This window comes from Methylobacillus caricis (genome assembly GCF_020532705.1).
GTDB classification, from domain to species: Bacteria; Pseudomonadota; Gammaproteobacteria; order Burkholderiales; family Methylophilaceae; genus Methylobacillus; species Methylobacillus caricis.
Window position 1 is genome coordinate 979,730 of the sequence record NZ_JAJAVD010000001.1, and the last position, 24,047, is coordinate 1,003,776.

A 24,047-nucleotide genomic window follows, 5' to 3' on the forward strand; every position below is an offset into this window, starting at 1 on the left:
ATGAATAGATGGCTCATTCTTTCATTCTGCATCATGCTCTTGGTGCCAGCATTGCTCTTGTGGTCTGCCAGCAGGCAGAAACTGGTTCGTGACAAGGTGCAACTGAACTTTGAACGGGCACTGCCATATCTGGGCGGGATGGATAAGTTACTGTCCGCTCAACGTGAGACCTGGATGACGAGGCTGCAACTGAATTTTTCCGTCATGCTCGGTTTTGAGCTTGTGCCGTGGCATATGGCCGCTTTTGCCGGTGTGATGCTGCTGACCTTTATGCTGGCCAGCCTGTATCTTGAGATTTGGCAAGCAGTTCCACTGACCTTGCTTATCGGCCTGATCCTGCTGGTGGTGGTGCCTTACATCCGTTTGCGTCGGCGCCGGCGTGCCATCGTATCGCAGCTTCCCTTATTTATTGACCAGGTTTCCCGTGCATTGTCTGCCGGCAAAAGTATAGAAGGCGCAGTGCGTAGTGTTGCCGAAGACATGGAGATGCCGCTGCGTGGTTTGCTGGACCGGGTGATTCGTGCGACAGATCTTGGCGTGAGCTTTGCCGAGGCGATACAGAAATCAGCTGAATTGCATGGCATCAAGGAGCTTGGACTGATTGCACTGGCAGTCCGTATCAGCAGTAATTATGGAAGTTCGCCACAGGCCTTGTTGAAAAACGTGGTGCATATGATACGCCAGCGCGAGCAGGCAGAGCGCGAGTTGGCTGCCATGACCGGCGAGACCAAGATCACGGCCTGGGTATTGTCGTTGGTTCCGTTGCTGATAGTGGTTTATATGTATGTCAGCAATCCTGGCTATATCGACATGATGCTGAGTGATGCAACCGGCGCGCTGGTGTTCAAGGTGGCACTGCTAATGCAGGCGCTGGGCGTCATTATTTTCTGGCGCATGATGAAAAGCATATAACCATGAATCTCTGGATACTCGTCAGCGTAATTGGTTTGCTTGCAGGAGGATTGCTGCTGATGTTTGCCGAGCTTGCACAACTGGGCAAGCATGACGCACAGGCGCGATTCGAGGAAATATTCGGGCGCAAAAAGCGGCTTCACCTGCCTTCTCCCAAACGTGGGATTGAACGCCTGATTGAGCGCTTGTCCGTCATGCCTTCAAATAAGGATCAGGAAATCCTCAAACTCCTGGTGCAGGCTGGATTCAAAGGCAAATCCAGAGTGATATTCAATTCCATGGTCAGAATGGGGCCCATCACAACAGCGGGTTTGGTAGTGCTGGTGGCCCTCATACAAGGCCAGGATATGTTCCGGTGCCTGTCAATGGGCTTGTTCGGCTTTGCCTTGTTTTATGTCGGTATCCGCCATGTGTTGCGCTGGCTGGCTGCACGCAGGCGCAAACTGATTCGTAAGGAAATAACGACCTTTCTGCACCTGTTGGTCATGCTATTTGATTCCGGCCTGTCAATGGAGCATTCCCTGCGCATCATGGTAGAGCAGGCTGAAGACATCATGCCTGAGCTGGCACAGGAGCTGCACCGTGTGCTGGCGAGAATCAGCACCGGCCAGGACCGTGGAGAGGCCTTGTTGAGCATGACGCAGATGCTGGATATTGCTGAGTTGACCGAAGCAGTTGCCATGTTGCGGCAGGTGGCGCAACAGGGCGGAAACGTGCGTGAGTCCATCATGCGATATGCCGCGCTGCTGGAAGAGCGGCAATTCTCAGAGTTGCGTGAATATGTCAGCAAGCTATCGGCAAAAATGACGATAGTGATGATGCTGTTCATGTTTCCGGCATTGATGATTTTTATCGCCGGCCCCGGGTTCATAGGCCTGGGCAAGGCATTGAGTGCACAGGGATAGACGATGGATAAAGCCGGATGGTTATTGTGTATCAGCCTGCTATTGCCAGCATGTAACGCGCTGGCAGAGCCTAAACAGGCAAAGGGTGACCAGCAAATCTGCACTCCCGCCAGCCAGGAAGACAAGACACAACTTGAAATGATAGGCCGCGTATTAGGTGAGGGGAAGGCATATGCGGCGCTGGCTTTTCTTGATGCTTCTAAACTTAAGTCGCCGCCAGCCAGGCTTTATCGGGCTCATGCCTTGAGGCAGACAGGTCAATTCCAGCCTGCCAGTGAGCTTTATCATCAGTTAACTGCCAGTTGCATGAGCGGATTGGCATATCAGGGATTGGGCTTGCTGTCCGAGATGCTTGATCAGCATGAGTCGGCTACCAATTACCTGCAGGCTGCCAGCCAGTTGTTGCCAGTGGATAGTCGTGTTCGCGGAGATTATGGCTATGCGCTCATGAGGCATGGCGACACCCAGTCTGCCCTGAGTGAGCTGCTGACAGCCATTGAGCTGGATGGCAATAACCGCCTGGCTATTCATAACCTGATCATGCTTATGTACAAAATGGGGCAAATCGAGAAGGCTGCCCAACTGGCGCAGGACTTCAATGTCAGCGATGCCAGCGTGCAGAAAATTCGTGATGAAAGTGGCATGCCAGAATTCAAGGATAGCCAGCGACAGCAATTCTCACTGGGTGGATGCTATGGCAACACCCAGATTTGTACCGGTATTTTGAGTCCCAGGCTGGAGATCGTCCAATGAGTAAAAAACCTTTCTATATCGTCAGCGTTTATTGCCTGGCAATGATGGCTGCTTCACCATCAATGGCTGCGGAGCAGTCAGCTCCCCAACAGCAAGGGGCAGAGTTGACGCAAACCGAGGCCTGGCTTGCATTGCAGCGCGAAGGTGGGCAGGCCTCCCTTGACAAGCAAGCTCTGTCGGGCCCGGTCATGGACAATATACACAAACGCTACCTGGACAGTTTTACACGCCCGATTCCTGAGCGTTTTGATCCAGGACAGTTCAATAACAGGCAATAAATACAATGCATCTGGCAGCAAAAAAGTACCAGCAAGGTGCGATTGGTTTGTTCGGGGTGATCACGCTCATGCTGGCGGTTCTATTTTCCGCGCTAGTAGTGGATGGTGGCCGCTTATGGATGCTCAAGCGGCAATTGCAGAATATTGCCGACATGGCAGCAATTGCAGCGGGTAACCAGATTGGCGGCTGCACGTCCGGCAATGAAACCTATATGCGGCAACTGATGGTAGCTGCGGCACAGTATGCTGCAGCGGCCAATGGTTACCAGGGTAATCTTGCCCAAGCGCCCAATGCCGTGGAGCTTGGACGCGCCAATACCGGTACCGATGGCGTCAGGACATTTACTGCCAGTAACGAGAGGCGTGCCGTGCGCGTGGTAGCAACCCAGCAAGTGCCATCCAGTCTTTTTGCAGGCGGTATTTTCAACCAGCAAACAGTATTACGGGCAGAAGCTGTGGGCGCAATACGTAATCCCTGGGCATCTCTTCATGTGGGGACCACACTGGTGAACCTTAATACCGCTGACTCGGCTTTGCTCAATTCGTTGCTGGGGCGTGTATTGGGCTCCAATATTAATCTTAGCCTTGTGTCTTACCAAGGGCTTGCCAGTAGCAATATTGGATTATTGGATCTTGTTAAAGCGGATCCAACAATTGGTTCTGTCTCAGAGCTATTGAATACATCGCTCGGGATTAATCAGTTCATTAACCTGGTCAAGCTGGCTGTTACCCAGCAAGGGAGTGCTGCCAATCCACAGGTACTGGCTACTTTGACAACTCTGGCCACGGCAGCCGTCAACCAGACCAAGATCAATATCGGGGATATCATCGACGTGAGCAATCCAGACCCGAACTCTGTTGCTGCAAGCAGCGTTAATCTACTTTCGCTGATTAATACCGCGGTAATGCTGGCCAATGGCAATAACTTTATCCAGTTGCCGCTGGGCATCTCTTTACTTGGCATAGCTAATATTTCGACTAATATTCAAGTGACTGAGTTACCAAAAATGGTGATTGGCCCCCCCTCCGTGGCAGCTGGAACGGCATGTACTATGGCCAGGACAGCACAGGTGCGGACAGAGTCCAGTGTTCAAGCCAATGTGCTTGGCCTGGCCAAAGTAGATTTAGTGCTGAGGTTTGAAGTGGCGCCAGGGCGAGCGGAGTTAAGGGAAATCAGGACATTGACGAATGGCAAAACCCAGGTTGGTGTCGATGCTTATCCAGGATTGGCTGCATTGAGGCTAACCAACAGTGCAGGAAACGGCCCAGCCAGGATAACGTTGCTTCTTGGCCTGATTCCTCTGGCAGACATTGGCCTCAACGCGCCTATTACACAGCCTGCGCCTAGTAATATGATGTTCAATGTTGACCACCCCGTGTCATCTCACCTGCCCAGCTTGATGAACAGTTATAGCGGAGTGGGGCCAAGTCTCTCCGGATTTGCCACTGAAGGTAATGTGAGCACCAAGCTATTAGGTCTGGATTTAGGGGGTATCCTCGGCACAGTGGTCAAGGGGATAGTCTTGCCTTTGTTGACCACTGTCACTACCACTGTACTTGATCCTTTGCTCAAGCTGCTCGGGATTAATACTGCAGGCATTACCGTGATACTTGATGAAGTGCATGCTGGCAATTCGCAGTCATTGCTGCGTTGACATTTTTCCTTAATGCTAGGCAAGTTTGAGGCCAATGATGCCAGTGATGATAAGAATCAGGCTGAGCAATCTGAGGGTGCCCATGGGTTCGTTGAATAAAAATATGCCCAGGATGACGGTGCCGACCGCACCTATGCCAACCCAGACTGCGTAGGCGGTTCCTATAGGCAGGGAGCGCATGGCAATGCTCAGCAATACCACACTCAGCACCATGGCGGTAATCGTGCCCACGCTAGGCCATATCTTGGTGAAACCTTCGGTGTACTTCAAACCTATAGCCCACACAACCTCAAGCAGGCCAGCAATCAATAATGTAAACCAGGACATGTGTTTCCTTAATATATCCAGCAAGTCTTGCTAGGAACCATTGGCAGGGGGCACCTGGCGTGTGCAGTCGCTGTTGTTGAATGGGCCGTTGATCTTGGTCCAGCCCGGACCTGGTGATGCCTGCAAGCACACCAGCCTGCCATCAAGCTTGCTCTGCCAGAGATACCATTTTGCTGGCGCGGAGAATGCACTCATGGCGGTCAGCAAGCTGGTGATCAAGCACAGGAATAGGGTACGTTTCATGCCGGAATTGTAAGGGTAATCCAGTCCTCAATGCCAGCGTGTTCTGTGTATCAGGCGAGCAATTGGATATCAATGCCTGCTTTTTTCAAAGTGACCCATATGCAACATGACGGCAGGCATGATCAATAGGTTGAGAATAGTGGAGGTGATTAATCCACCGACAATAATCATTGCCATTGGCCCTTCGATTTCCCGGCCGGGTTCGCCACTTCCCAGTGCCAGTGGCAACAGGCCGAGGCCTGTGACGAGTGCTGTCATGAGGATGGATGGCAGGCGTTCGCTGGCGCCGCGAATGGCAGTTTCCAGATTCCAGCTCATGCCTTCATGATCTATCAGGTGCTGGTAGTGGGAAACCAGCATGATCGAATTACGTAATGTAATGCCGAAGAGGGTGACAAAGCCGACCATGGAACCTATGGATATCCAGCCACCGCTCAATACGACGGCAATCACGCCGCCTACTAATGCAAACGGGAGGTTGAAAAAGGTCAATAAGAGGTTACGCAGTCTTCCCAATGCGATATAAAGCATGATGAAGATGCCGGCAAGGGCAATCAGTGAATGCACAATCAGGTCTTGGCGAGTGCTTTTTTCAGCTTCGGCTTCACCACTGAATGCCAGGTAATTGCCCGAGGACAAGGTGACTTCCGATTCAATACGTTGCCTTGCTTCTGCATAAAACCCCTGGATATCACGGTCCCTGGCATTGGCAGTCACGGTTTGTATCCGTTTTGTGCCCAGATGCAGTATCTTGGACTGGCCATTTTCCTGGCGAATATCGGCAACATCCTTGAGTTGCAACATCTTGCCTTCAGCATTCTTGATTGGTAGCTTGCCAGTCTGGGTAATGTTGTTGCGGGCTTCAGGGGTGAGTACAACGCTGACGCCTATTACCCGGTTGCCATGATATACCTGAGTGACAGGGGTGCTTTCATAGGCGATGCGTATGGTATCCAGTATATCGGTGGGGTGCAGGCCAAATTGCAGCATTTTTTCCGGCAGTAGCCTGATCACTAATTGTGGCGAGCCAGGGGGGGATTGTACGGTAACATCCGTGGCCCCAGGAGTACCTGCCAGGACGGCGGCTATGGCCTGTGCGTCCTTGTTCAATGCGTCAATGTCACGTCCATAAATGTTGACGACCATGGATGCAGCATAACCAGAAATTGTTTCTTCTATTCGTTCTGTGAGAAAGGTGTTGATGGCAAAATTGACCCCTACGAATCCAGGATATCCTGGGCCGTCATCATCCATGCCAGACAGCTTTTCCCTGATGTCTTCCAGGATGCGTCGCTGCTCGGCACCTGAGAGCGTGCCGGTCTCAATTTCAAACTCGCTGTAATGGGTGCCAAATGTGTCAGCTCCATTGGGTGCCCGGCCTACCCACTGCGCAACAGAACGCACACCATCTATGCTGCGTATGACTTCAGACACTTTCTTGCCGATACGCAATGACTCCTGCTCCGATGTTCCTGGCACTGCGGTCATGTGCATGATGTAATGACCTTCGTACAGGCTGGGGATGAATTGTGTCTTGAATAGCGGAATGGTAGTCAACCCCAGAGCGATCATTAGCATGGTGATGCCCAGGATGATCCTGAAATGAGATTCAATCGAGCGAAGACAGCGTATGTAGTGATGCCTGACAAAACGAATCAGGGGAGAGTCAGCAGTTTTGAGACTGTTGGATGAGCCCAGCAACAGATGGCAGAGTGCAGGAGTCACAGTGAGCGCTACTACAAGTGAGGCCATGATCGCGCTGATATAGGCAATGCCGAGCGGGGCAAACAGTTTGCCAGCGACACCGCTGATGCTGAGCAGTGGCAGGAACACCAGTGCAACAATGAATGTTGCATACACTACGGAGCTGCGTACTTCCAGTGAGGCATCGATCACTACTTGATGCAACGGTTTTGGCAAGGCCGATGCACGATTTTCCCTGATACGTCTGAAGATGTTTTCCGAGTCAATAATGGCGTCATCCACTACTTCCCCTAGTGCAATCGCAAGCCCACCCAGCACCATGATATTGAGGCCGATGCCAAAATATTGCATGACCAGGATGGCGGAAAGCAGCGACAGCGGGATAGCCGTGACAGAAATTAATGCGGCTCTTGCATTGAACAGGAACAGGAATAACACGGCAATCACCAGTACCGAACCAATCAGAATATCGGTCTGCACGCCATTGATGGCGGTTTCGATAAAGTTGGACGGGCGGAAAAGCTTGGAGTGCAGCGTGATTTCCTTGGCATCCAGTATTGGCCCCAGCTCTTTGAGTGCTGCCTCGACTGCCTGGGTGACACCGTCAGTATTGGCACCTAGCTGGGATTGTACTGACAGATAAATGCCCGTCTTGCCATCAATGGCAGCAGCGCTGATGGAGGGGGCGGCACCTTCTACCACTCGGCCTATATCTGACAGGCGCAGGGTCTGGCCCTGTGAATGCAGTAGGGTGGTGCGCTCGAGCTGGGCTGGGGTCAGTGACTGTCCCTCTGTATTGATAATGATGCGCTGGTTGTTGTTCTCGATAAAACCACTGCCACGAATGCCGGTATCGCGGCTGACAGCATCCACTACCTGTTGCAGGGAAAGATTAAATCTCACCAGCATGACTGGGTCTACCTGAACCTGGAACTGGCGGACCTCGCCACCAAAGACATTGACATCAGCTACGCCTTGCACTGCCATGAGATGTGGCTTGACTGACCAGTCAACCAGGGTACGCAGCTCTTGCAAGGTTCTAACATCAGAGGTCAGTCCAATGCCCAGTACCGTGCTCGCAGAAGATGTCAGTGGAGTGATATTGGGCACAATGCCGGTGGGGAGTTGGCTACCCAGCGTGGTGAGGCGTTCGGCTACCACCTGCCGATTACGGTATACATCACTTGCCTCATCAAACACCACAGTAATCACGGACAGGCCGGGGATGGATTGGGAGCGGATGGTGTCTATGCCTATCGTTCCGGCAATGCTGTTTTCTATGGGCTGGGTAACCAGCGATTCCACCAGTTCTGCCGACATACCCGGGGACTCGGTTTGGATTACTAGCTGTGTCGGGGCAAATTCCGGGAATACGTCCAGGTGGCTGTGCTTGACCTTATAAAGCCCATAAATCACGACAATACACGCCAGCGCAACAATTACGCCGCTAAAGCGTACTGAAAAACGAATCAGGGCTGACATCATGATCTCGTGCTCCGGACCCTAATCATCGTTTTCATTCTTGATCTGGTACTTGAACTCCTCGGACAGCAGAAGTTGTGCGCCATTTGTGACGATGGCGCTGCCCGCTGCAGGGCCCTTCTGGTTGAACCAGCCATTTCCACTCTCAATTTCGGTGCTGACAGGCTCACGTATAAAGTGTTCAGCATCTGCTTTACGGTATACCCATCCCTTGCCGCCATACCAGACAATCGCGTTTTGCGGCACGACTACACCACTTGCCGTACTGGATGTTTCCAGGCTTTGCGTGCTTAAACGCATACCAGCTCTCAGGTTAGTGGAGTTGGCGCTGTAAAAATAGGTTTTTCCTTGTAGCGTGGGGTCTGCCTGAGGGGAAATCGCCACGAAGTAAGCCGTGATAGGTGTCAATCCACTGCCGATCGGGGAAACATGCAATTGTTCGCCGGGTCTAGGTTCCGGGCGCTCAAAGGGCATGGTGACGCGCAACAGTACATGCTTGTAGTCAAGCAGTTGCTTCATCTGTTCGGAGGGCGTGCGTTCAGTCGCTTGTTGACTCAGTACCTCACCCCATTGTTGGCGCATGGTGTATTTGAGATTGCTGACATTGGTTTCTGCAGCTGCCAGCTTGGCTTGATCGGCTTTATAGACAGCTTCAGCCGCAATCACCATGCGGTCAGAAATATTGCGGTCATCCTTATTCAATTGCGCCAAGCGTTGATAATCGCTTTGGCTGTTGACGAATGCTGCCTGCGCTATAGCCACATCACCCAGTGCTGCCATGTAACGTGTGCGCAACTCAATGAGGCTGTCTATGCTAATGACGGTGCCAAGGGCTTTGAATGTTTGCGTGTGCTTGGTCTGGCTAAGTACCGTGGTTTGTATATCACTTTGTTGCTGTGTTTCCGCAGTCAAGGTAACGGTGGTGACACCATTTCCCGTATGCACGCGCATTGGGCTTTCGATTTCCTCTTCGCGGTTCAACTCCTCAAATTCGTCCTTGCTGAACAGTACCAATAACCAGAGCAACACGACGATGATGCAAGCCTGAATAATAATGACAGCCGTGGTTTTCTTGTTCATTGCAGTTTTTCTTCCCCTGATGCATATTTTCTGGCTGCCCGCTCTAAATCGGCAGGCATGCTGTCCAGATTTTCCAGTGGTAACTGCATACTGTCCTCCAGCGCGGCAGCTGCTCTTTGTACCTGGTATTCTGATGAAAGCAGATTTTGCAGGGCCAGCACCCTCTCCAGTTGGCTGACCGAAAACTCTAGCCGATCGGCAAAGCCATTATCAAAGCGCCTGCTGGCCTGTTCTGATTGATTAATTTGTGCCTGGTAAAGCCGCTGCGCTTGCTCCAATACATGAACGGAGGTTTCATAGCGCGTCCTGGCAGTATCCATATTGGCGATTATTCTGGCCTGTAACGCTTCGAACTGGGCAGCTTCGGTTTCTCGTAGTGCTTTTGCTTGAGCAATCTGTCCCTGGTTTTTGTGCATGAGGTTCAGAATGGAAGAAATGCCCAGTGACCAGATATGAAATCCCTCTTCATAACTATAAGAGGGGATCAGATTGATATCGGGGTATTGCTTGGCTATTTCCAGCCGTAAACGTGCCTCACTTGCAGCATAACGTGCCAATGAGGCAAGGATGTCGAGCCGATTGAGCAGGGCTGCATCTTGGGTGGCGGTGCTACGTATGTTGGCAATATTGATCGGATGAGAGGCTTCCAGTACCTCTTGGCGATGTGAAACATTCAGGGGTAGTTGCTCAAATTTGACCAGCGGCAAGCCAGCATTGCTGGCAAGAGCGGATTTCAGTTCCTGAATACGCCCTTGTTCAGTGGCCAGGGTCTGCCGGGATTTTTGCCATTGCAATCTTGCATTGCTGAGTTCTACGTTGGAGATCATGCCAGCATCTAGACGCTGCTTGAGCATGGATACAATGGCATCACGCAGCAATACTTCCTCCTCAAGCGTAGAGAGGTTCTGTAATGCTGCGTTATAGTCAATCCAGCTTAATAATAAACGGGAACGTATAGTCCAGATTGATTGGCCTATGCTGGCTCGGGCGGCCTCTGACAGGTTGACTGCTTGATCCAGCCTTGCTTGCCGCTTTCCTGCAGTTTCAATCGGGATGCTCACGCTGAAGCTATAAACATTGCGGCCTTCTGGATCTTCACTGCGGCCCAGGCTACCTGCAGCACTGGGGTTGGGGCGTTGTCCTGCCGTTGTGATGTCGGCCATGGCCTGGCCCAGTTGAGCCCTGGCAATATCCAGGTCGGGATGAAAGTAAAGGGCGCTCAAAGTTAACTCACGCAACCCCCAGCTTTCTACAGAATGCTCATAACCCTGAGCATGCATATATTCAAGAAAGCCCTCGCTTTCCGGGTCATGCGTCCTGAAATTGACAAGCCCTTCTTGAGCCGCCAATGGCTGTGGATGGTAATTTTGATAGCCGCACCCTGTAGCCAAGGCGCTTAATAAAGCGAGACTTGTCCACAGTCTGGGCGTTGATTTTTTTGTTTTCATTCCGCCGCCATAATTCACTCCATGCGCGATAGTACCGCCAAGCCATGCTTGTCAGCAATCATCCTTCAATGATCAGATGGTTGGTTCAAGGATTATTGCAATATGGCAGGTTGCTATCAGGTGGGGGAGTGCTGGCGAAAAAGCATTTAATGTGTCTATGCCGTATCCAGGGGTAGGTTGCTTAATCTTTACCAGACTTACAGATTGCTGGAAATCTGTATGTGTTGAATGATGCTTAGTTGGCGATCACGGCTTGCACCGAGATCAAGGCATCTTGCAAAGTTTCTTCTGTTAATGCATTAATGCTGCCGGCCAGCAACTCTGCTGCCTGCTCAGTGCCTGCTGGCAAGTCATGACTGTCAAGTTCTGCAATCAGGCCTGCGGCCGCGCCAGTGACTTTCAACAGCGCATAACGTTCCCGCATCAGAATTTCCACTTCGGAGCGCAACATATTGATTTCGTCCTGATTGATGGTGCTTTGCATAATGACTTTCTTAATTAGGCTTGGGATACGTAATGCATATTGGCTATGTTCCATGACCATGTCAAATGCCCATAGCGATTTATGATTGCTGATAAAGGCACCAAGTACTTAATCTAGTAGTTGGTGCGAAAGGAGAGACTCGAACTCTCACGCCTTGCGGCGCTGGAACCTAAATCCAGTGCGTCTACCAATTCCGCCACTTTCGCTTTGACCGCTCTCTGGCGAGAGCTGCCCAAACAGTTGCTGTTCAGGAAAGGTGCGCATTATAGCTCACTCCTTGTACCGGCGAAAAGCCTATTTGCGAAACTTTTGGTAAATGGCCAATGAGCAGGTATAGGGCATGTATCCAAAAGGATGGGGGTTCCCTTAAAATGTCCAGCCATCAAGTCGCTCCCCTGGATCATATTTCCTCTTGAGTGGATAAAATCTTGTTAGTCCAGAGGCGGTTGAGGAGAGGGTTGTTCAGGAGAAATTTGTGAGGCAAGCAATTTTTTCCCTAGGTCTGTCAGCCTGAGCATGGAAACTTTTTCAATTTGTGATGGATAGTTGCTTGATGTGCTTGTCATGAACCATGGCTGGCTGATGAGACCCTGTTTGTGTGCTTGTTGCAAGCAGATAACCTCTACCTGGAATTTCACCATGTCTACTTTAATATTCTTTGGCTGAAAAGTTGTTTCACCATTATCAATCCTTTGCAGGATTTCTATAATTTTTTGCATGTTTTCTCCGTGCTATGCCTATTACAGCACTTTGTCTTTTGTTTTGATGAGGCTTCCCTCATAAACATAGATGGATCTAGGCTCAAGCTTGATGCGGTCCTGTTCTACATTAGGTAGGGGAATTAATGGAGTATTGACTAATAGCTTCCAGGCATGTGTGTCGCAGTAAGGCATTTTTGCATCCACTGTTACGTGCGAAGCGTTGAGAAATACCAATACCGCGGACTCATTCTTGTTTGGAGGAACAAATTTCACTGCCATGGCTTTGTTGTGGGGATCGTTCCATTGCTCATTGGTCATTTTTTCACCATTCACATTGAACCAGGCAACATCCGAGTTTCCGTGCTCGTTCAGTTTTCCTGTGAGAAATTCTGCACGTGATATGGCGCTATGCTTTTTGCGCAGATCTGCCAGCATGCCGACAAAATCAATCAATGAATCATCAGTATTATCCCAATTGACCCAGCCAAGAGGATTATCCTGGCAATAGGTGTTGTTATTGCCTTGTTGGGTATTGTTCAGCTCATCACCTGCTAGGAGCATAGGAATACCTTGGGATAAAAATAATGTGGCAAGGAAATTCCGTTTTTGCTGGCTTCTTAAAGCAATAATTTCCTCATTATCGGTTTCGCCCTCATGTCCGCAATTCCAGCTTCGGTTGTCATTGGCACCGTCCTGCCCATTTTCACCGTTAGCTTCGTTATGTTTTTCATTAAATGAAACGAGATCATGCAAAGTGAAACCGTCATGCGCGGTGATGAAGTTGACGCTTGACCACGGGCGGCGATGTTGTTCGTTGAATAGGTCACTTGATGCGGCAAATCGGCTGGCAAACCTTGATAACATGCCATCTTTGCCAGCCCAAAACTCACGCGTGACATCACGATAGTCTCCATTCCATTCCGAAAAGCCAGGCGGAAATGATCCGAGCTGGAATCCTCCCGGGCCCACATCCCACGGTTCAGCGATCAATTTACACCGGGTGAGTATGGGATCTTGTAGCATTGCATGGAAGAGTGCATGGTCTCGGTTGAAACCATGCTCGTTTCTGCCTAGCGTTAAGGCAAGGTCAAAGCGGAAGCCATCAATACCATATATGGAGGCCCATAAGCGCAGGCTATCCATAATCATCTGCAACACTTTGGGATGAGATGTATTGAGTGCATTTCCACAGCCTGTCAGGTTGTCGTAATAGCGCGGATTTCCCGGGAGTTCCTTGTAATAACTGAGATTATCTATCCCTCTCCAGCAAATGGTAGGGCCAAGATGGTTGCCTTCGCATGTGTGGTTATAGACCACATCGAGAATTACCTCAATTCCCGCTGCATGCAGCGTGTCTACAGTTTTTGCAATTTCCTCCAACTCCCCAGAGCATAGATAAGATGGCTCAGGAGCGAAATAGGAAAGGGTGTTGTAACCCCAGTAGTTGGATAGGTTGTTTTCTAATAAATGCCTGTCCTGGGAAAAAGCATGAATTGGCATAAGTTCTATTGCAGTAACGCCTATTTTCTGCAGATGGCTAACCAGAGCCGAGTCACTTAGCGCGGCAAACGTTCCCCGTATATCGTTGGGAATCAGGGGATGCTGCATGGTCAGGCCTTTTACATGGGCTTCGTAAATAATGGTTTTGGGCCAGCGGATATCCGGCTTTGCAACTCTTGTCAGAGGTTCTGGGCTCGTCACAATGGCTTTGGGCATGAAGCTTGCGCTGTCGCGATCATCCATATGAAGATCGGCATCCGGCGAATCGCTGATGGTGTAGCCATAAAGTGCGTCGTTCCAGTTGATGGGCCCTGACAGATTTCTGGCGTATGGGTCTAGCAGCAATTTATTGGCATTAAACCGCTGTCCCTCTTCAGGAGACCACGGCCCATCAATGCGGTAGCCATAAAGTTGTCCCGGCTTTACATCATCCAGATACCCATGCCAGACGCCATTAGTGCATTCTTGCAACTGGATTCGATCTGTTTCCGATGTTCCATTCCGATTAAATAGGCACAGGGTGACGCTGGAGGCATGGTCGGAAAACAGGGCAAAGTTGGTTCCCTTGCCGTCAAAATATGCTCCCCTGGGGTATGGCCTGCCTTCTTTCAATATGTGATTCATATCGTGAGTGCTTTGCTGTTGGCTGTGAGTAGCAATGTAGTTCGGTAATGGTAGAGCTTCTATCAGTGGCAGTAGATAGTTGATGTCAGAAGGCGCTGACAGGGAGGCATTGATATGCAGGTCAATCAGGTGGCGAAGTAATTTCCTACATTGTTTTCAAGCTAATGCTTACATTGCTTTAAAACAATTGCCTACATCAACCCATGAAAAAATCACATAGTCTGCAGGTTCGCATTTCAATATTTGAAAAGGAGAAGGTCATGGGCAAGTTAGCCTTGGTATTCACTGGTGCATTGCTTGCAAGTATTTCAACCTGCGTTCTTGCAGCGCCAGTTGCTGATCCACCACCTGCGCATAAGCAGAAGATGCAAGTTCCCGATTCTACTTCCCATGGTGATTATCTGGATCCACAGGAAAAGGGTGCTGATTCCAAACATGATAAAAACCAGGGAAAGGATGTGGGAACCACACCTTCCAACACCCAAAAAAGTGAACGCTTTAAACAAGATCCCTCTGAAGGGGGAACAGACGTTAAACAGAAGTGAGTCCATTCACATGCTTGCGGCGCAGCCTCAGGTTTGGGTTGGTCGCAGGCAGTGATGCATGACAGAAAATTCTGACAAGGAAATCAGCACCCCGCTTATATTCTAGCTTTGATTGGCTGATATAGCATGTAATCGCATTTGTCACGATGCAGCTACGCTAAATTATTTTGATCAGGAGAGTGGAAATGGCTTTAGGCACAGTAAAATGGTTTAATGACTCAAAGGGGTTTGGGTTCATATCGCCAGATGACGGGGGAGATGATTTGTTTGCGCATTTTTCAGAGATCAAGGCAGATGGATATAAAAGTTTGAAAGAAAACGACCGCGTAAACTTTGAAATCACTACTACCGCAAAAGGTAAGCAGGCTTCAAATATACAAAAGGCTTAAGCCGACTTTCAGATTTACCGGGGAATGTCTGTGTTCGCCGGTTCAATCTATCTTTAAAAACCCACTGTTGAATCTTTCAATTTGGGATGTTTTCGTTCCCTTCTCTTCAAACCGAAGGCTGCCGCCTTCATATTTTCATTTTCAAGCCATACGTAGTTCATCATGGGGCTTGTTTTGCCGATTATTTTTTACATCAGCTATGATAAAATCATCCTCTAATATTCAAGTGACAATCTGAACCTTTAAGTGAAGGATTGGATCGAATGATGGCGGGAAGGCTGGTTTTATTCCCATAACCTATTAATTTTAAACAACTTGATGTTGGGATGTTCCATGCTTTCTATAGCTGGAATCGCTGGATCCCCATCAATATTCTCGATTTAAGGAATACAGCAGATGCAAGCAACCGTTGAAACCATCAGCAATCTTGAGCGCCGTATGACGGTTTCAGTACCAGTGCAACCACTGGAAGAAGAAGTGGCTCAGCGCATTAATCGCATGGCACGCACAGTCAAGCTGCCTGGTTTCCGTCCAGGTAAAGTGCCTTTGGGGCTCGTGCGCCAGCAATATGGTGCGCAAGTGCGCAATGAAGTGTTGTCTGATGCGGTTGAGCGTAGCTTCAATGATGCTGTAGAGCAAAATAAACTGCGCGTGGCAGGTTATCCCAATATTGAGCATAAGCCATATGCTGAATCGGATGGCAAGATTGAATACATTGCAACATTTGAAGTATTCCCTGAAGTCAGTGTTGCTGATCTCAGCAAGGTGAAGATTGAGCGCCCGGTACTTGAAATCGGTGAGGCTGACGTCAAAAAAACCATTGATGTATTGTTGCGCCAACGCGCGACATTCGAGCCAGTCAAGCGTGCTTCCAAAAAGGGTGACAAAATCAATATCAGTCTGATTGCATCGATTGATAGCGCGGAAGTTGAGCGCACTGATGCCAATGGCCTGGATTTGGTGATTGGTGAGGGTGGCCGTTTCCCTGCATTCGAAAGCGAATTGGCGGGTAGCAAGGTTGGCAGCAACAAGGTGTTCGAAGTAGCTTATCCTGAAGATCACAAGCCAGAACAGCTTGCTGGAAAAACAGTAAGCTATGATGTGACTTTCAATAGCGTTGAACAGGCGAAGCTGCCAGAGTTTGATGCTGATTTTGCGCGTAGCCTCGGTGTTGAAGATGGTGATGTTGAGAAAATGCGAGAGGAAATCACCGCTAGCCTCAAACAGGAGGTTGATAAGCGTGTTCGCACCAAGTTGAAGGAGCAGTCATTCCAGGCATTGTTGGACAATAGCACCCTTGAGGTGCCTAAGGCGTTTGTCAACGCTGAAATCGGCCGCCTGATCCAAGCTACAGAAAACAACCTCAAGCAGCGTGGTGTGGATCTCTCCAATGTTAATCTGGAACCTGCAATGTTTGAAGAACAGGCTCAGCGTAATGCTAGGTTGCGCCTGATCTTGTCTGAACTGGTGAATGCCAATGGCCTGCAGGCCAACGCAGACCAGGTTCGTGCCATGGTTGACGTGTTTGCTCAAAGCTTCGAGCGCCCGGCCGATGTGGTGGCATGGTATTACGCTGACGTGAAGCGGCTTGATGAGCCAGCAGCCCTGGCGACCGAAGAAAATATCGTTGAATGGGTACTGAAGTCCGCCAAAGTGGCAGACAAAAAAGTCAAATTCGACGACCTCATGGGAAATGTCTAATGATCATTAATAACCATGCTACTGTACAAAGCCAGTTCGAACCCCAGGGACTTGGATATATTCCCATGGTCGTCGAGCAGAGTGGTCGTGGTGAGCGCTCCTATGACATTTACTCACGGCTCCTCAAGGAGCGCATCATTTTTCTGGTAGGCCCAGTGAATGACACGACTGCCAACTTGGTGGTGGCGCAGTTATTGTTTCTCGAGGCGGAAAATCCAGATAAGGATATTTCTTTTTACATCAACTCTCCTGGTGGGTCGGTCACTGCCGGTATGGCAATTTATGACACCATGCAGTTTATCAAGCCGGATGTCAGTACTTTGTGCATAGGTCAGGCTGCCAGCATGGGCGCCTTGCTGCTGACCGCCGGTGCGAAGGGCAAGCGTTTCTGCCTGCCCAACTCCAGGGTTATGATTCACCAGCCGCTTGGTGGTTTCCAGGGTCAGGCTTCTGATATTGAAATCCATGCCAAGGAAATTCTCTATTTGCGTGAGAAGCTCAACAATATTCTGGCTACCCATACTGGTCAGCCGGTAGATAAAATTGCGCTGGATACAGACCGTGACAACTTTATGAGTGCCGAGCAGTCAGTAGCTTATGGCTTGGTGGATAAGCTTATTGCCAGCCGTGCGGATGCCGCATAAGATAGTGCGCAGACACTTAGTTAATTTAGGATAGCTTGATGACTACAAAAGCCGAGGGCGAAAAATTACTTTATTGCTCGTTTTGCGGCAAAAGTCAGCATGAAGTCAGGAAACTGATTGCTGGCCCATCCGTTTTTATTTGTGATGAGTGCGTCGACTTGTGCAATGACATCATTCGTGAAGAAATTCAGGATGAAAACGGCCTCAAACCCAAGAGTGGTAAGTTGCCGACTCCCAAGGAAATTTGCGCTATTCTTGATCAATATGTCATTGGTCAGACCCAAGCCAAGAAAAACCTTGCGGTAGCGGTTTATAACCACTATAAACGCCTGGATCAAAGCACACAAAAAGACGATGTTGAGATCGCCAAGAGTAACATTCTGGTGATTGGTCCGACTGGCTCTGGCAAAACCCTCTTGGCCCAGACCCTGGCCAGGTTGTTGGACGTGCCTTTTGTGATGGCTGATGCGACCACTCTGACCGAGGCTGGTTATGTCGGCGAGGATGTTGAAAACATCATGCAAAAGTTGCTGCAAAAGTGCGACTATGATGTAGAAAAAGCACAGCGTGGTATTGTCTATATCGACGAGATCGACAAGATATCCCGCAAGTCTGATAACCCTTCCATTACGCGGGATGTGTCTGGTGAAGGTGTGCAACAGGCCTTGCTCAAGCTAATTGAGGGTACTGTCGCTTCCGTGCCGCCTCAAGGTGGCCGCAAGCACCCCAACCAAGAGTTTGTCCAGTTGGATACGACAAATATCCTCTTTATTTGTGGCGGTGCATTTGATGGTTTGGACAGAGTCATCCGACGTCGCTCCGAAAAAGGCGGGATTGGTTTTGGTGCTGAGGTCAAGAGCAAGGATGATGCTAGGGCAATTGGCGAGGTTCTGCGGGATGTTGAGCCGGAAGACTTGATCAAGTTCGGCCTGATTCCGGAATTTGTTGGTCGATTGCCTGCGATTGCTACACTGGAGTCATTGGATGAGGCGGCCTTGGTGACAATTCTGGTTGAGCCCAAGAATGCACTGACCAAGCAATATACCAAATTGTTCAAGATGGAGGGTGTCGACCTTGAATTCCGGGAAGCTGCATTAAATCTGATTGCGAAAAAAGCACTGGAGCGCAAGACCGGTGCTCGTGGCCTGCGTTCCATCATGGAGCATTCCTTGCTGGAAATCATGTATGACCTGCCCTCGCTACCCAACCTGAGCAAGGTGGTGGTTGATGAGGGAGTTATCCGCGGCGATGCTCCTCCATTATTGATTTATGCAGATGAGCCAAGGCTCGAAACTGCAAGCTGAATCAAGTTAAAAAGGGCTGCTTTGCAGCCTTTTTTATGTGAGAATTTACCCATTGGTACTTGAAGCACCAATGGGTAGTCCCCATAGATGTACAAAGCGCCTGGCATGTTGCCAGCTGCTGCCAACCTTAAGGTTTCTCCATGACAGAACAATCCCTACCGGTTTTCTCCCAGGAATCTGGCTTGTTACCATTATTGCCCTTGCGAGATGTGGTGGTTTATCCCCATCTCGTCATTCCTTTGTTTGTCGGTCGTGAAAAATCAGTTAAAGCTCTGGAGCTTGCATCCGAGCAGGATAAGCAAATCTTGCTGGTGGCACAGAAATCTCCCAACAAGGATGAACCAGATGCCGAAGACTTGTACGATGTAGGTACTGTGGCGACAGTCCTGCAGATGCTTAAATTGCCTGATGGTACGGTCAAAGTGCTGGTTGAAGGCTTGCATCGCGCCAAAGTGCTCGAGTTTGTTGAAACCGAGGAGTGCTTTGCTGCCAAGGCAGAAAAAATCGAGAGTCCTGCGGGAGATGACAGCCAAACTCAGGCCTTGATGCGCACTGTATTTACCCAGTTTGATCAGTACGTCAAACTGAACAAGAAGATTCCACCAGAAATTTTGACCTCTTTGGCTACTATAGATGATGCTGGTCGCTTGGCCGACACTATTACGGCGCACTTGACATTGAAGCTGGAAGAGAAGCAGAAGATTCTTGAGATGTTCAGTGTTTCCGAACGCCTGGAACATCTCTTGAGCTTGCTGGAAGCAGAAATTGACATTCTGCAGGTGGAAAAACGTATCCGTGGCAGGGTCAAGCGCCAGATGGAGAAAAGCCAGCGTGAGTATTACCTCAACGAGCAGGTCAAGGCGATCCAGAAGGAGTTGGGAGAGCAGGACGAAAACGCAGACATCGAAGAGCTCGAGAAGCGTATCAGTGAAGCCCGTATGCCCAAGGATGCGCTGGCCAAGGCTAATTCAGAATTGAAAAAACTCAAGATGATGTCACCGATGTCGGCCGAAGCGACAGTGGTGCGTAATTATATTGAAACGTTGGTTGGCCTGCCTTGGAGAAAAAAGACCAAGATCAGTCGTGACTTGGGTATTGCTGAGGATATTCTGGATGCGGACCACTTCGGACTGGAAAAGGTCAAGGAGCGTATCGTTGAATATCTTGCCGTGCAACAACGTGTAGACAAGCTAAAAGCACCGATCCTTTGTCTGGTTGGTCCTCCCGGTGTTGGTAAGACTTCCCTGGGGCAGAGTATTGCCAAGGCGGTGAATCGCAAGTTTGTGCGCGTGGCCTTGGGAGGGGTGCGTGATGAATCTGAAATCAGAGGTCATCGCCGTACCTACATTGGCTCCATGCCAGGCAAGATACTGCAGAGTATGAACAAGGTAGGCGTCAGAAATCCATTATTCCTGCTTGATGAAGTCGACAAGATGGGACAGGATTTCCGTGGCGATCCTTCTTCAGCATTGCTTGAGGTGCTGGATCCCGAGCAAAATCATACCTTTGTCGATCATTATGTAGAGGTCGAGTATGACTTGTCTGACGTGATGTTTGTGGCTACTGCCAATTCCTTGAATATTCCCGGACCATTGCTGGACCGTATGGAAGTGATTCGCCTGGCTGGCTATACGGAAGATGAGAAGGTAAACATAGCCATGCGTTATCTGCTGCCCAAGCAGTTGAAGACACATGGGCTGAAAGAGACTGAAATAAGCGTTTCTGAAGCAACCATTCGCGATGTGGTGCGCTATTACACGCGTGAAGCAGGGGTGCGCAGTCTTGACCGGGAGATATCCAAGATTTGCCGTAAAGTGGTCAAGGAAATACTGACAACCAAGGCGAAATCTGCAAGTGCTTCAGCCCGTAAGATCACTGTAACTCCCAAGAATCTGGAAAAATACCTGGGTGTACAACGCTTTGACTATGGCGTTGCTGCCAAGGATAACCAAGTAGGCCAGGTCACAGGTCTGGCTTGGACCGAGGTGGGTGGTGAGCTGTTGACGATCGAATCTGTATTATTGCCGGGTAAAGGCAAGGTGATTACCACTGGCAAGCTCGGCGAAGTGATGCAGGAGTCGATACAGGCTGCCATGAGCGTAGTGCGCAATCGCGCCAAGCGTTTAGGAATCGCGGAAGATTTCTATGAAAAGAACGATATCCACATTCACTTGCCAGAAGGGGCTACGCCCAAGGATGGCCCAAGTGCGGGTATTGCCATCTCAACAGCCTTGGTATCTGTGCTGAGCAATATCCCGGTTCGCGCTGATGTGGCGATGACAGGTGAAATTACCTTGCGCGGTGAAGTATTGCCTATCGGTGGACTCAAGGAGAAGCTGTTGGCGGCACACCGCGGCGGAATCAAGACCGTGCTAATACCTGAGCAAAATGTAAAAGACCTCACGGATATTCCTGCCAACATCAAGAATCACCTTGATATTCATCCTGTTAAGTGGATAGACGAGGTTCTTGAATTGGCTCTGGAGCGTATACCGAAGGCGGATGATGGAGAGGCAGTTGTTGGGGAAGTTGAACCCAAGGGCAAAGCGCCCAAGTCTTCCTCGGTCACAAAACATTGAGCTAGGTGGCTGAAGCTAGAAGGGAAAAGCTTGACATGAGCTTTTCCCACTTGATATAAAGCAGGGCACAGGGTCTTTTCGCCCCTGTTTCTAAAACAATGTCGAAAGGGGATTACAGGTGAACAAGTCTGAACTGATTGATCAAATTGCTAAAGCTGCGGGTATTTCCAAAGCTGCTGCAGGTCGTTCTTTAGATGCAACAACTGCTTCAATCACCAAGGCTTTGAAAAAGGGTGATCTCGTCACCCTGATCGGCTTTGGTACCTTTTATGTCGGTAAGCGTGCTGCACGTAATGGTCGTAATCCTCGTACTGGAGCCACTATCAAGATCAAGGCTGCCAATTCTCCTAAATTTAGAGCTGGTAAAGCGCTCAAGGATGCTGTAAACTAGCGGTCTTCGTTGGTTAGGCAGGGTGCTTAGCTCAGTTGGTAGAGCGTCGCCCTTACAAGGCGAATGTCGGCGGTTCGACCCCGTCAGCACCCACCATTTCCGGCGAAAAGTCGTTGAGTTTTGGAGAAAGCAACGCAAAGTTTAGGAGTGGTAGTTCAGTTGGTTAGAATACCGGCCTGTCACGCCGGGGGTCGCGGGTTCGAGCCCCGTCCACTCCGCCAAGAAAAAAGCGAGCCTTAGGGCTCGCTTTTTTGTTTCTCCCTCAGAAATCTTCCCGTTTCCACTTAATACATGTTTTCAATAGCCTTCCTTGGTATCTCGTCGATTACTTAATATGGTATATTCAAAGGTTAGGTTTACTCGTATTTGAGTAACTGATGGCTTTTCCCGATATTGAAAATAAATAAGGCGTACCGTTATGTTGGAAGCAATTCGTGATCGTTCAAAAGGGTGGCTGGCAAAGGTAATACTGGCTGCCATCACCATCCCATTTGCACTGGTAGGGGTTGACAGTTATTTGCGTGATGCAGGATCTAACGTTGCTGTTGCAAAAGTGAATGGCGACTCAATTACTGTGCAGGAGTACAGTAATGCCCTGCAAAATTTGCGTAACCGTTTGCAAAGCCAAGGTAAAGTAGATGCGTCTGTGATTGATGGTCCTGAAATCAAGCAGGCAGTCGTAGATCAACTAGTTGCAAGCAGATTATTGGCAGCTGAGATCAAGCGCGCCAATTTTGTGGTGAGCGATGAGCAACTTGTCCATACCATTACCAGCGAAGCTGAGTTTCAGCAGGATGGTAAATTCTCCCAGCAACTTTACGATCAGTTTCTAGCGGAGCGTCGCCGTACGCCATCCCAGTTCGAGAGTGATATCAAGGGAGATCTGTTGACCCTGCAGGCTCGTGAGGGATTGTCTGCGCTGGCATTCTTGCCTTCGGCAGTGGCAAATCATGCAATTCAAGTTGAGCATCAATCGCGCGAAGTCAGTGTGTCCGAGATCAAAACCGCAGACTTTATTGCCCAGGCCAGGGTGACGCCAGAAGATGTTAAGGCCTATTACACTGAACATCAGGAAAAATTCAAGGTACCTGCACAGGTCAAATTGGATTTTGTATTGCTTTCTGCAAATGCATTGATATCCGGCCAACAGGTTTCTGATGATGAAGCCAGAGATTATTATGCACAAAATGCTGCCCAATTCCAGGGTGATGAACAGCGGCGAGCCAGTCATATACTGATTGGATTTGGCGTTAGCCCCACGCCAGAAGCCAAGCAGCAGGCAAAAACCAAGGCTGCTGAAGTGCTGGCATTGGTAAAGAAAAATCCAGAACAGTTTGAGGCATTGGCCAAGCAATATTCACAAGATCCTGGCTCTAAAGATAAGGGGGGTGATCTTGGCCTGTTCAGCCCAGGCGCTATGGTCAAACCGTTTGAAGATGCCGTTTTTTCTATGAAGCCTGGAACAGTCAGTGATCTGGTGGAATCTGACTTTGGCTACCATATTATCAAGTTGACAGAGATAAAAGGGAGCGGGCAGTCTTTTGATGAGGTTAAAGGCCAGATTCGTGCAGAACTGCTTTATCAAAAAGCGCTGGCAAAGTTTTCCGAGCAAGCTGAAAACTTCAGCAATATGGTGTATGAACAGGCTGATAGTCTGGAGCCTGCAGCCAAGGCATTTGGCATGCAGGTTCAAACCAGCGATTGGTTGAGCCGTGCTGATGGCGCCAAATTCTTTAAAAACGATAAATTGATGGACATGGTGTTCAGCGATGAGGTTTTGAAAGACAAGCGCAATACTGAAGCTATTGAGGTTTCGCCTAATAACTTGTTGTCAGCACGTGTTGTAGATTACAAACCTGCGGCTGCACGTACCTTTGATGAAGTAAAGGCAGCGATTGAAGACTTTCTGAAACAGGAAAAAGCTGCCAAGCTGGCACGTGAAAAGGGTGAGGCTGCACTTGCTGGTTTGCGCGAAGGAAAAATGGTTAATCTGGACTGGACTGCGCCTGTGACTGTGGATCGCCAGAACCCGCAAAGCCTGACAGATATTTCAGTCTCTACTGCATTCAAGGCTAATGTCGGCAAGTTACCTGCCTACGCTGGTGTAGCGGACAAGAGTGGATATCTGGTGGTCAAAGTCACTGCCGTTAATGATGTGGCAGAAAGTGATGAGGCCAAGGCTGGAGCCAAGGCTGATATCCAGCAAGCATTGGCAGCTGAGTACAGAAGTGCGTATATCAAATCGCTCAAGCAGAAGAGCAAAATCAAGATCAATAATCAGTTGTTGACTGCGGACCAAGCTAATCCTTGATTTTGGAATAGTTACCTTACCATCCATTATCAAGATTGAGTACTGTAAAAAAGGCAGCTGGAAATTCCAGCTGCCTTTTTATTTTAT

At 49.4% G+C, this 24,047-nt stretch carries 21 protein-coding genes and 3 tRNA genes; 15 read left to right on the plus strand and 9 right to left on the minus strand.

What is annotated here, in order from left to right:
- Genes LG200_RS04660 through LG200_RS04680 form a run of 5 tightly spaced genes read left to right on the plus strand, consistent with a single transcriptional unit; the run spans window position 1 to window position 4,503 of the window.
- Entirely contained in the window at window positions 1-912 is a 912-nt protein-coding gene (locus tag LG200_RS04660; RefSeq protein WP_226756422.1) for a type II secretion system F family protein, read from the plus strand.
- A gap of 2 nt (window positions 913-914) precedes the next feature.
- Window positions 915-1,817: a type II secretion system F family protein gene (locus LG200_RS04665; protein ID WP_226756423.1), complete on the plus strand. Its 903-nt coding sequence runs from the start codon at window positions 915-917 to the stop codon at window positions 1,815-1,817.
- A gap of 3 nt (window positions 1,818-1,820) precedes the next feature.
- A complete protein-coding gene (locus LG200_RS04670; protein ID WP_226756424.1) occupies window positions 1,821-2,570 on the plus strand; it encodes a tetratricopeptide repeat protein in 750 nt (249 codons plus the stop codon).
- A complete protein-coding gene (locus tag LG200_RS04675) occupies window positions 2,567-2,848 on the plus strand; it encodes a DUF3613 domain-containing protein (protein WP_226756425.1) in 282 nt (93 codons plus the stop codon). Before LG200_RS04670 ends, LG200_RS04675 begins: the two co-directional genes overlap by 4 nt.
- A gap of 5 nt (window positions 2,849-2,853) precedes the next feature.
- Window positions 2,854-4,503, plus strand: a complete 1,650-nt coding sequence (locus tag LG200_RS04680) for a TadG family pilus assembly protein (protein ID WP_226756426.1) — start codon at window positions 2,854-2,856, stop codon at window positions 4,501-4,503.
- A gap of 15 nt (window positions 4,504-4,518) precedes the next feature.
- Here LG200_RS04680 and sugE read toward each other — a convergent pair whose 3' ends face one another.
- The 9 genes from sugE to glgX form a co-directional block, all read right to left on the minus strand.
- Window positions 4,519-4,830 (minus strand): quaternary ammonium compound efflux SMR transporter SugE, encoded by a 312-nt coding sequence (gene sugE / locus LG200_RS04685; protein WP_226756427.1) that lies wholly within the window; start codon window positions 4,828-4,830, stop codon window positions 4,519-4,521.
- Window positions 4,831-4,860: 30 nt separating this feature from the next.
- Window positions 4,861-5,073 (minus strand): hypothetical protein, encoded by a 213-nt coding sequence (locus LG200_RS04690; protein ID WP_226756428.1) that lies wholly within the window; start codon window positions 5,071-5,073, stop codon window positions 4,861-4,863.
- Between the two features lie 69 nt (window positions 5,074-5,142).
- Window positions 5,143-8,262: an efflux RND transporter permease subunit gene (locus tag LG200_RS04695; protein WP_226756429.1), complete on the minus strand. Its 3,120-nt coding sequence runs from the start codon at window positions 8,260-8,262 to the stop codon at window positions 5,143-5,145.
- A gap of 18 nt (window positions 8,263-8,280) precedes the next feature.
- A complete protein-coding gene (locus LG200_RS04700) occupies window positions 8,281-9,339 on the minus strand; it encodes an efflux RND transporter periplasmic adaptor subunit (RefSeq protein ID WP_226756430.1) in 1,059 nt (352 codons plus the stop codon).
- The gene (locus tag LG200_RS04705) at window positions 9,336-10,787 is read right to left on the minus strand and encodes a TolC family protein (protein ID WP_226756431.1); all 1,452 of its coding nucleotides are present in this window, start codon (window positions 10,785-10,787) and stop codon (window positions 9,336-9,338) included. Before LG200_RS04705 ends, LG200_RS04700 begins: the two co-directional genes overlap by 4 nt.
- Before the next feature lie 235 nt (window positions 10,788-11,022).
- The gene (locus tag LG200_RS04710; protein ID WP_226756432.1) at window positions 11,023-11,271 is read right to left on the minus strand and encodes a hypothetical protein; all 249 of its coding nucleotides are present in this window, start codon (window positions 11,269-11,271) and stop codon (window positions 11,023-11,025) included.
- Between the two features lie 121 nt (window positions 11,272-11,392).
- Window positions 11,393-11,477: transfer RNA gene (locus tag LG200_RS04715), tRNA-Leu, on the minus strand.
- A 225-nt stretch (window positions 11,478-11,702) separates the two neighbouring features.
- A complete protein-coding gene (locus LG200_RS04720) occupies window positions 11,703-11,990 on the minus strand; it encodes a hypothetical protein (protein WP_226756433.1) in 288 nt (95 codons plus the stop codon).
- Window positions 11,991-12,011: 21 nt separating this feature from the next.
- Window positions 12,012-14,096, minus strand: coding sequence for a glycogen debranching protein GlgX (gene glgX, locus LG200_RS04725; RefSeq protein WP_226756434.1), 2,085 nt, complete (start codon window positions 14,094-14,096; stop codon window positions 12,012-12,014).
- 260 nt (window positions 14,097-14,356) lie between these two features.
- Here glgX and LG200_RS04730 point away from each other — a divergent pair, with 260 nt between their 5' ends.
- The 10 genes from LG200_RS04730 (at window position 14,357) to LG200_RS04775 (ending at window position 23,960) form a co-directional block, all read left to right on the plus strand.
- The gene (locus tag LG200_RS04730) at window positions 14,357-14,641 is read left to right on the plus strand and encodes a hypothetical protein (RefSeq protein ID WP_226756435.1); all 285 of its coding nucleotides are present in this window, start codon (window positions 14,357-14,359) and stop codon (window positions 14,639-14,641) included.
- 185 nt (window positions 14,642-14,826) lie between these two features.
- Window positions 14,827-15,030: a cold-shock protein gene (locus tag LG200_RS04735; RefSeq protein ID WP_226756436.1), complete on the plus strand. Its 204-nt coding sequence runs from the start codon at window positions 14,827-14,829 to the stop codon at window positions 15,028-15,030.
- Between the two features lie 396 nt (window positions 15,031-15,426).
- On the plus strand, window positions 15,427-16,731 hold the full coding sequence (gene tig, locus LG200_RS04740; protein WP_226756437.1) for a trigger factor: 1,305 nt from the start codon (window positions 15,427-15,429) through the stop codon (window positions 16,729-16,731).
- A complete protein-coding gene (clpP, locus tag LG200_RS04745) occupies window positions 16,731-17,375 on the plus strand; it encodes an ATP-dependent Clp endopeptidase proteolytic subunit ClpP (protein ID WP_226756438.1) in 645 nt (214 codons plus the stop codon). Before tig ends, clpP begins: the two co-directional genes overlap by 1 nt.
- Before the next feature lie 38 nt (window positions 17,376-17,413).
- A complete protein-coding gene (gene clpX / locus LG200_RS04750) occupies window positions 17,414-18,679 on the plus strand; it encodes an ATP-dependent Clp protease ATP-binding subunit ClpX (RefSeq protein WP_226756439.1) in 1,266 nt (421 codons plus the stop codon).
- 140 nt (window positions 18,680-18,819) lie between these two features.
- Window positions 18,820-21,258, plus strand: coding sequence for an endopeptidase La (gene lon / locus LG200_RS04755; RefSeq protein ID WP_226756440.1), 2,439 nt, complete (start codon window positions 18,820-18,822; stop codon window positions 21,256-21,258).
- Window positions 21,259-21,376: 118 nt separating this feature from the next.
- The gene (locus LG200_RS04760) at window positions 21,377-21,649 is read left to right on the plus strand and encodes an HU family DNA-binding protein (protein ID WP_226756441.1); all 273 of its coding nucleotides are present in this window, start codon (window positions 21,377-21,379) and stop codon (window positions 21,647-21,649) included.
- Window positions 21,650-21,669: 20 nt separating this feature from the next.
- Window positions 21,670-21,745 (plus strand) — tRNA-Val (locus LG200_RS04765).
- Between the two features lie 48 nt (window positions 21,746-21,793).
- Window positions 21,794-21,870 (plus strand) — tRNA-Asp (locus LG200_RS04770).
- Between the two features lie 197 nt (window positions 21,871-22,067).
- On the plus strand, window positions 22,068-23,960 hold the full coding sequence (locus LG200_RS04775) for a SurA N-terminal domain-containing protein (RefSeq protein ID WP_226756442.1): 1,893 nt from the start codon (window positions 22,068-22,070) through the stop codon (window positions 23,958-23,960).
- Window positions 23,961-24,047 lie beyond the last annotated feature (87 nt).

Excerpts from the sequence above, each read along its gene's own strand:
- LG200_RS04660 (WP_226756422.1), top strand. The coding sequence starts at position 1 with ATGAATAGATGGCTCATTCTTTCATTCTGCATCATGCTCTTGGTGCCA.
- LG200_RS04665 (WP_226756423.1), top strand. The coding sequence starts at position 915 with ATGAATCTCTGGATACTCGTCAGCGTAATTGGTTTGCTTGCAGGAGGA.
- LG200_RS04670 (WP_226756424.1), top strand. The coding sequence starts at position 1,821 with ATGGATAAAGCCGGATGGTTATTGTGTATCAGCCTGCTATTGCCAGCA.
- LG200_RS04675 (WP_226756425.1), top strand. The coding sequence starts at position 2,567 with ATGAGTAAAAAACCTTTCTATATCGTCAGCGTTTATTGCCTGGCAATG.
- LG200_RS04680 (WP_226756426.1), top strand. The coding sequence starts at position 2,854 with ATGCATCTGGCAGCAAAAAAGTACCAGCAAGGTGCGATTGGTTTGTTC.
- sugE (WP_226756427.1), bottom strand. The coding sequence starts at position 4,830 with ATGTCCTGGTTTACATTATTGATTGCTGGCCTGCTTGAGGTTGTGTGG.
- LG200_RS04690 (WP_226756428.1), bottom strand. The coding sequence starts at position 5,073 with ATGAAACGTACCCTATTCCTGTGCTTGATCACCAGCTTGCTGACCGCC.
- LG200_RS04695 (WP_226756429.1), bottom strand. The coding sequence starts at position 8,262 with ATGATGTCAGCCCTGATTCGTTTTTCAGTACGCTTTAGCGGCGTAATT.
- LG200_RS04700 (WP_226756430.1), bottom strand. The coding sequence starts at position 9,339 with ATGAACAAGAAAACCACGGCTGTCATTATTATTCAGGCTTGCATCATC.
- LG200_RS04705 (WP_226756431.1), bottom strand. The coding sequence starts at position 10,787 with ATGAAAACAAAAAAATCAACGCCCAGACTGTGGACAAGTCTCGCTTTA.
- LG200_RS04710 (WP_226756432.1), bottom strand. The coding sequence starts at position 11,271 with ATGCAAAGCACCATCAATCAGGACGAAATCAATATGTTGCGCTCCGAA.
- LG200_RS04720 (WP_226756433.1), bottom strand. The coding sequence starts at position 11,990 with ATGCAAAAAATTATAGAAATCCTGCAAAGGATTGATAATGGTGAAACA.
- glgX (WP_226756434.1), bottom strand. The coding sequence starts at position 14,096 with ATGAATCACATATTGAAAGAAGGCAGGCCATACCCCAGGGGAGCATAT.
- LG200_RS04730 (WP_226756435.1), top strand. The coding sequence starts at position 14,357 with ATGGGCAAGTTAGCCTTGGTATTCACTGGTGCATTGCTTGCAAGTATT.
- LG200_RS04735 (WP_226756436.1), top strand. The coding sequence starts at position 14,827 with ATGGCTTTAGGCACAGTAAAATGGTTTAATGACTCAAAGGGGTTTGGG.
- tig (WP_226756437.1), top strand. The coding sequence starts at position 15,427 with ATGCAAGCAACCGTTGAAACCATCAGCAATCTTGAGCGCCGTATGACG.
- clpP (WP_226756438.1), top strand. The coding sequence starts at position 16,731 with ATGATCATTAATAACCATGCTACTGTACAAAGCCAGTTCGAACCCCAG.
- clpX (WP_226756439.1), top strand. The coding sequence starts at position 17,414 with ATGACTACAAAAGCCGAGGGCGAAAAATTACTTTATTGCTCGTTTTGC.
- lon (WP_226756440.1), top strand. The coding sequence starts at position 18,820 with ATGACAGAACAATCCCTACCGGTTTTCTCCCAGGAATCTGGCTTGTTA.
- LG200_RS04775 (WP_226756442.1), top strand. The coding sequence starts at position 22,068 with ATGTTGGAAGCAATTCGTGATCGTTCAAAAGGGTGGCTGGCAAAGGTA.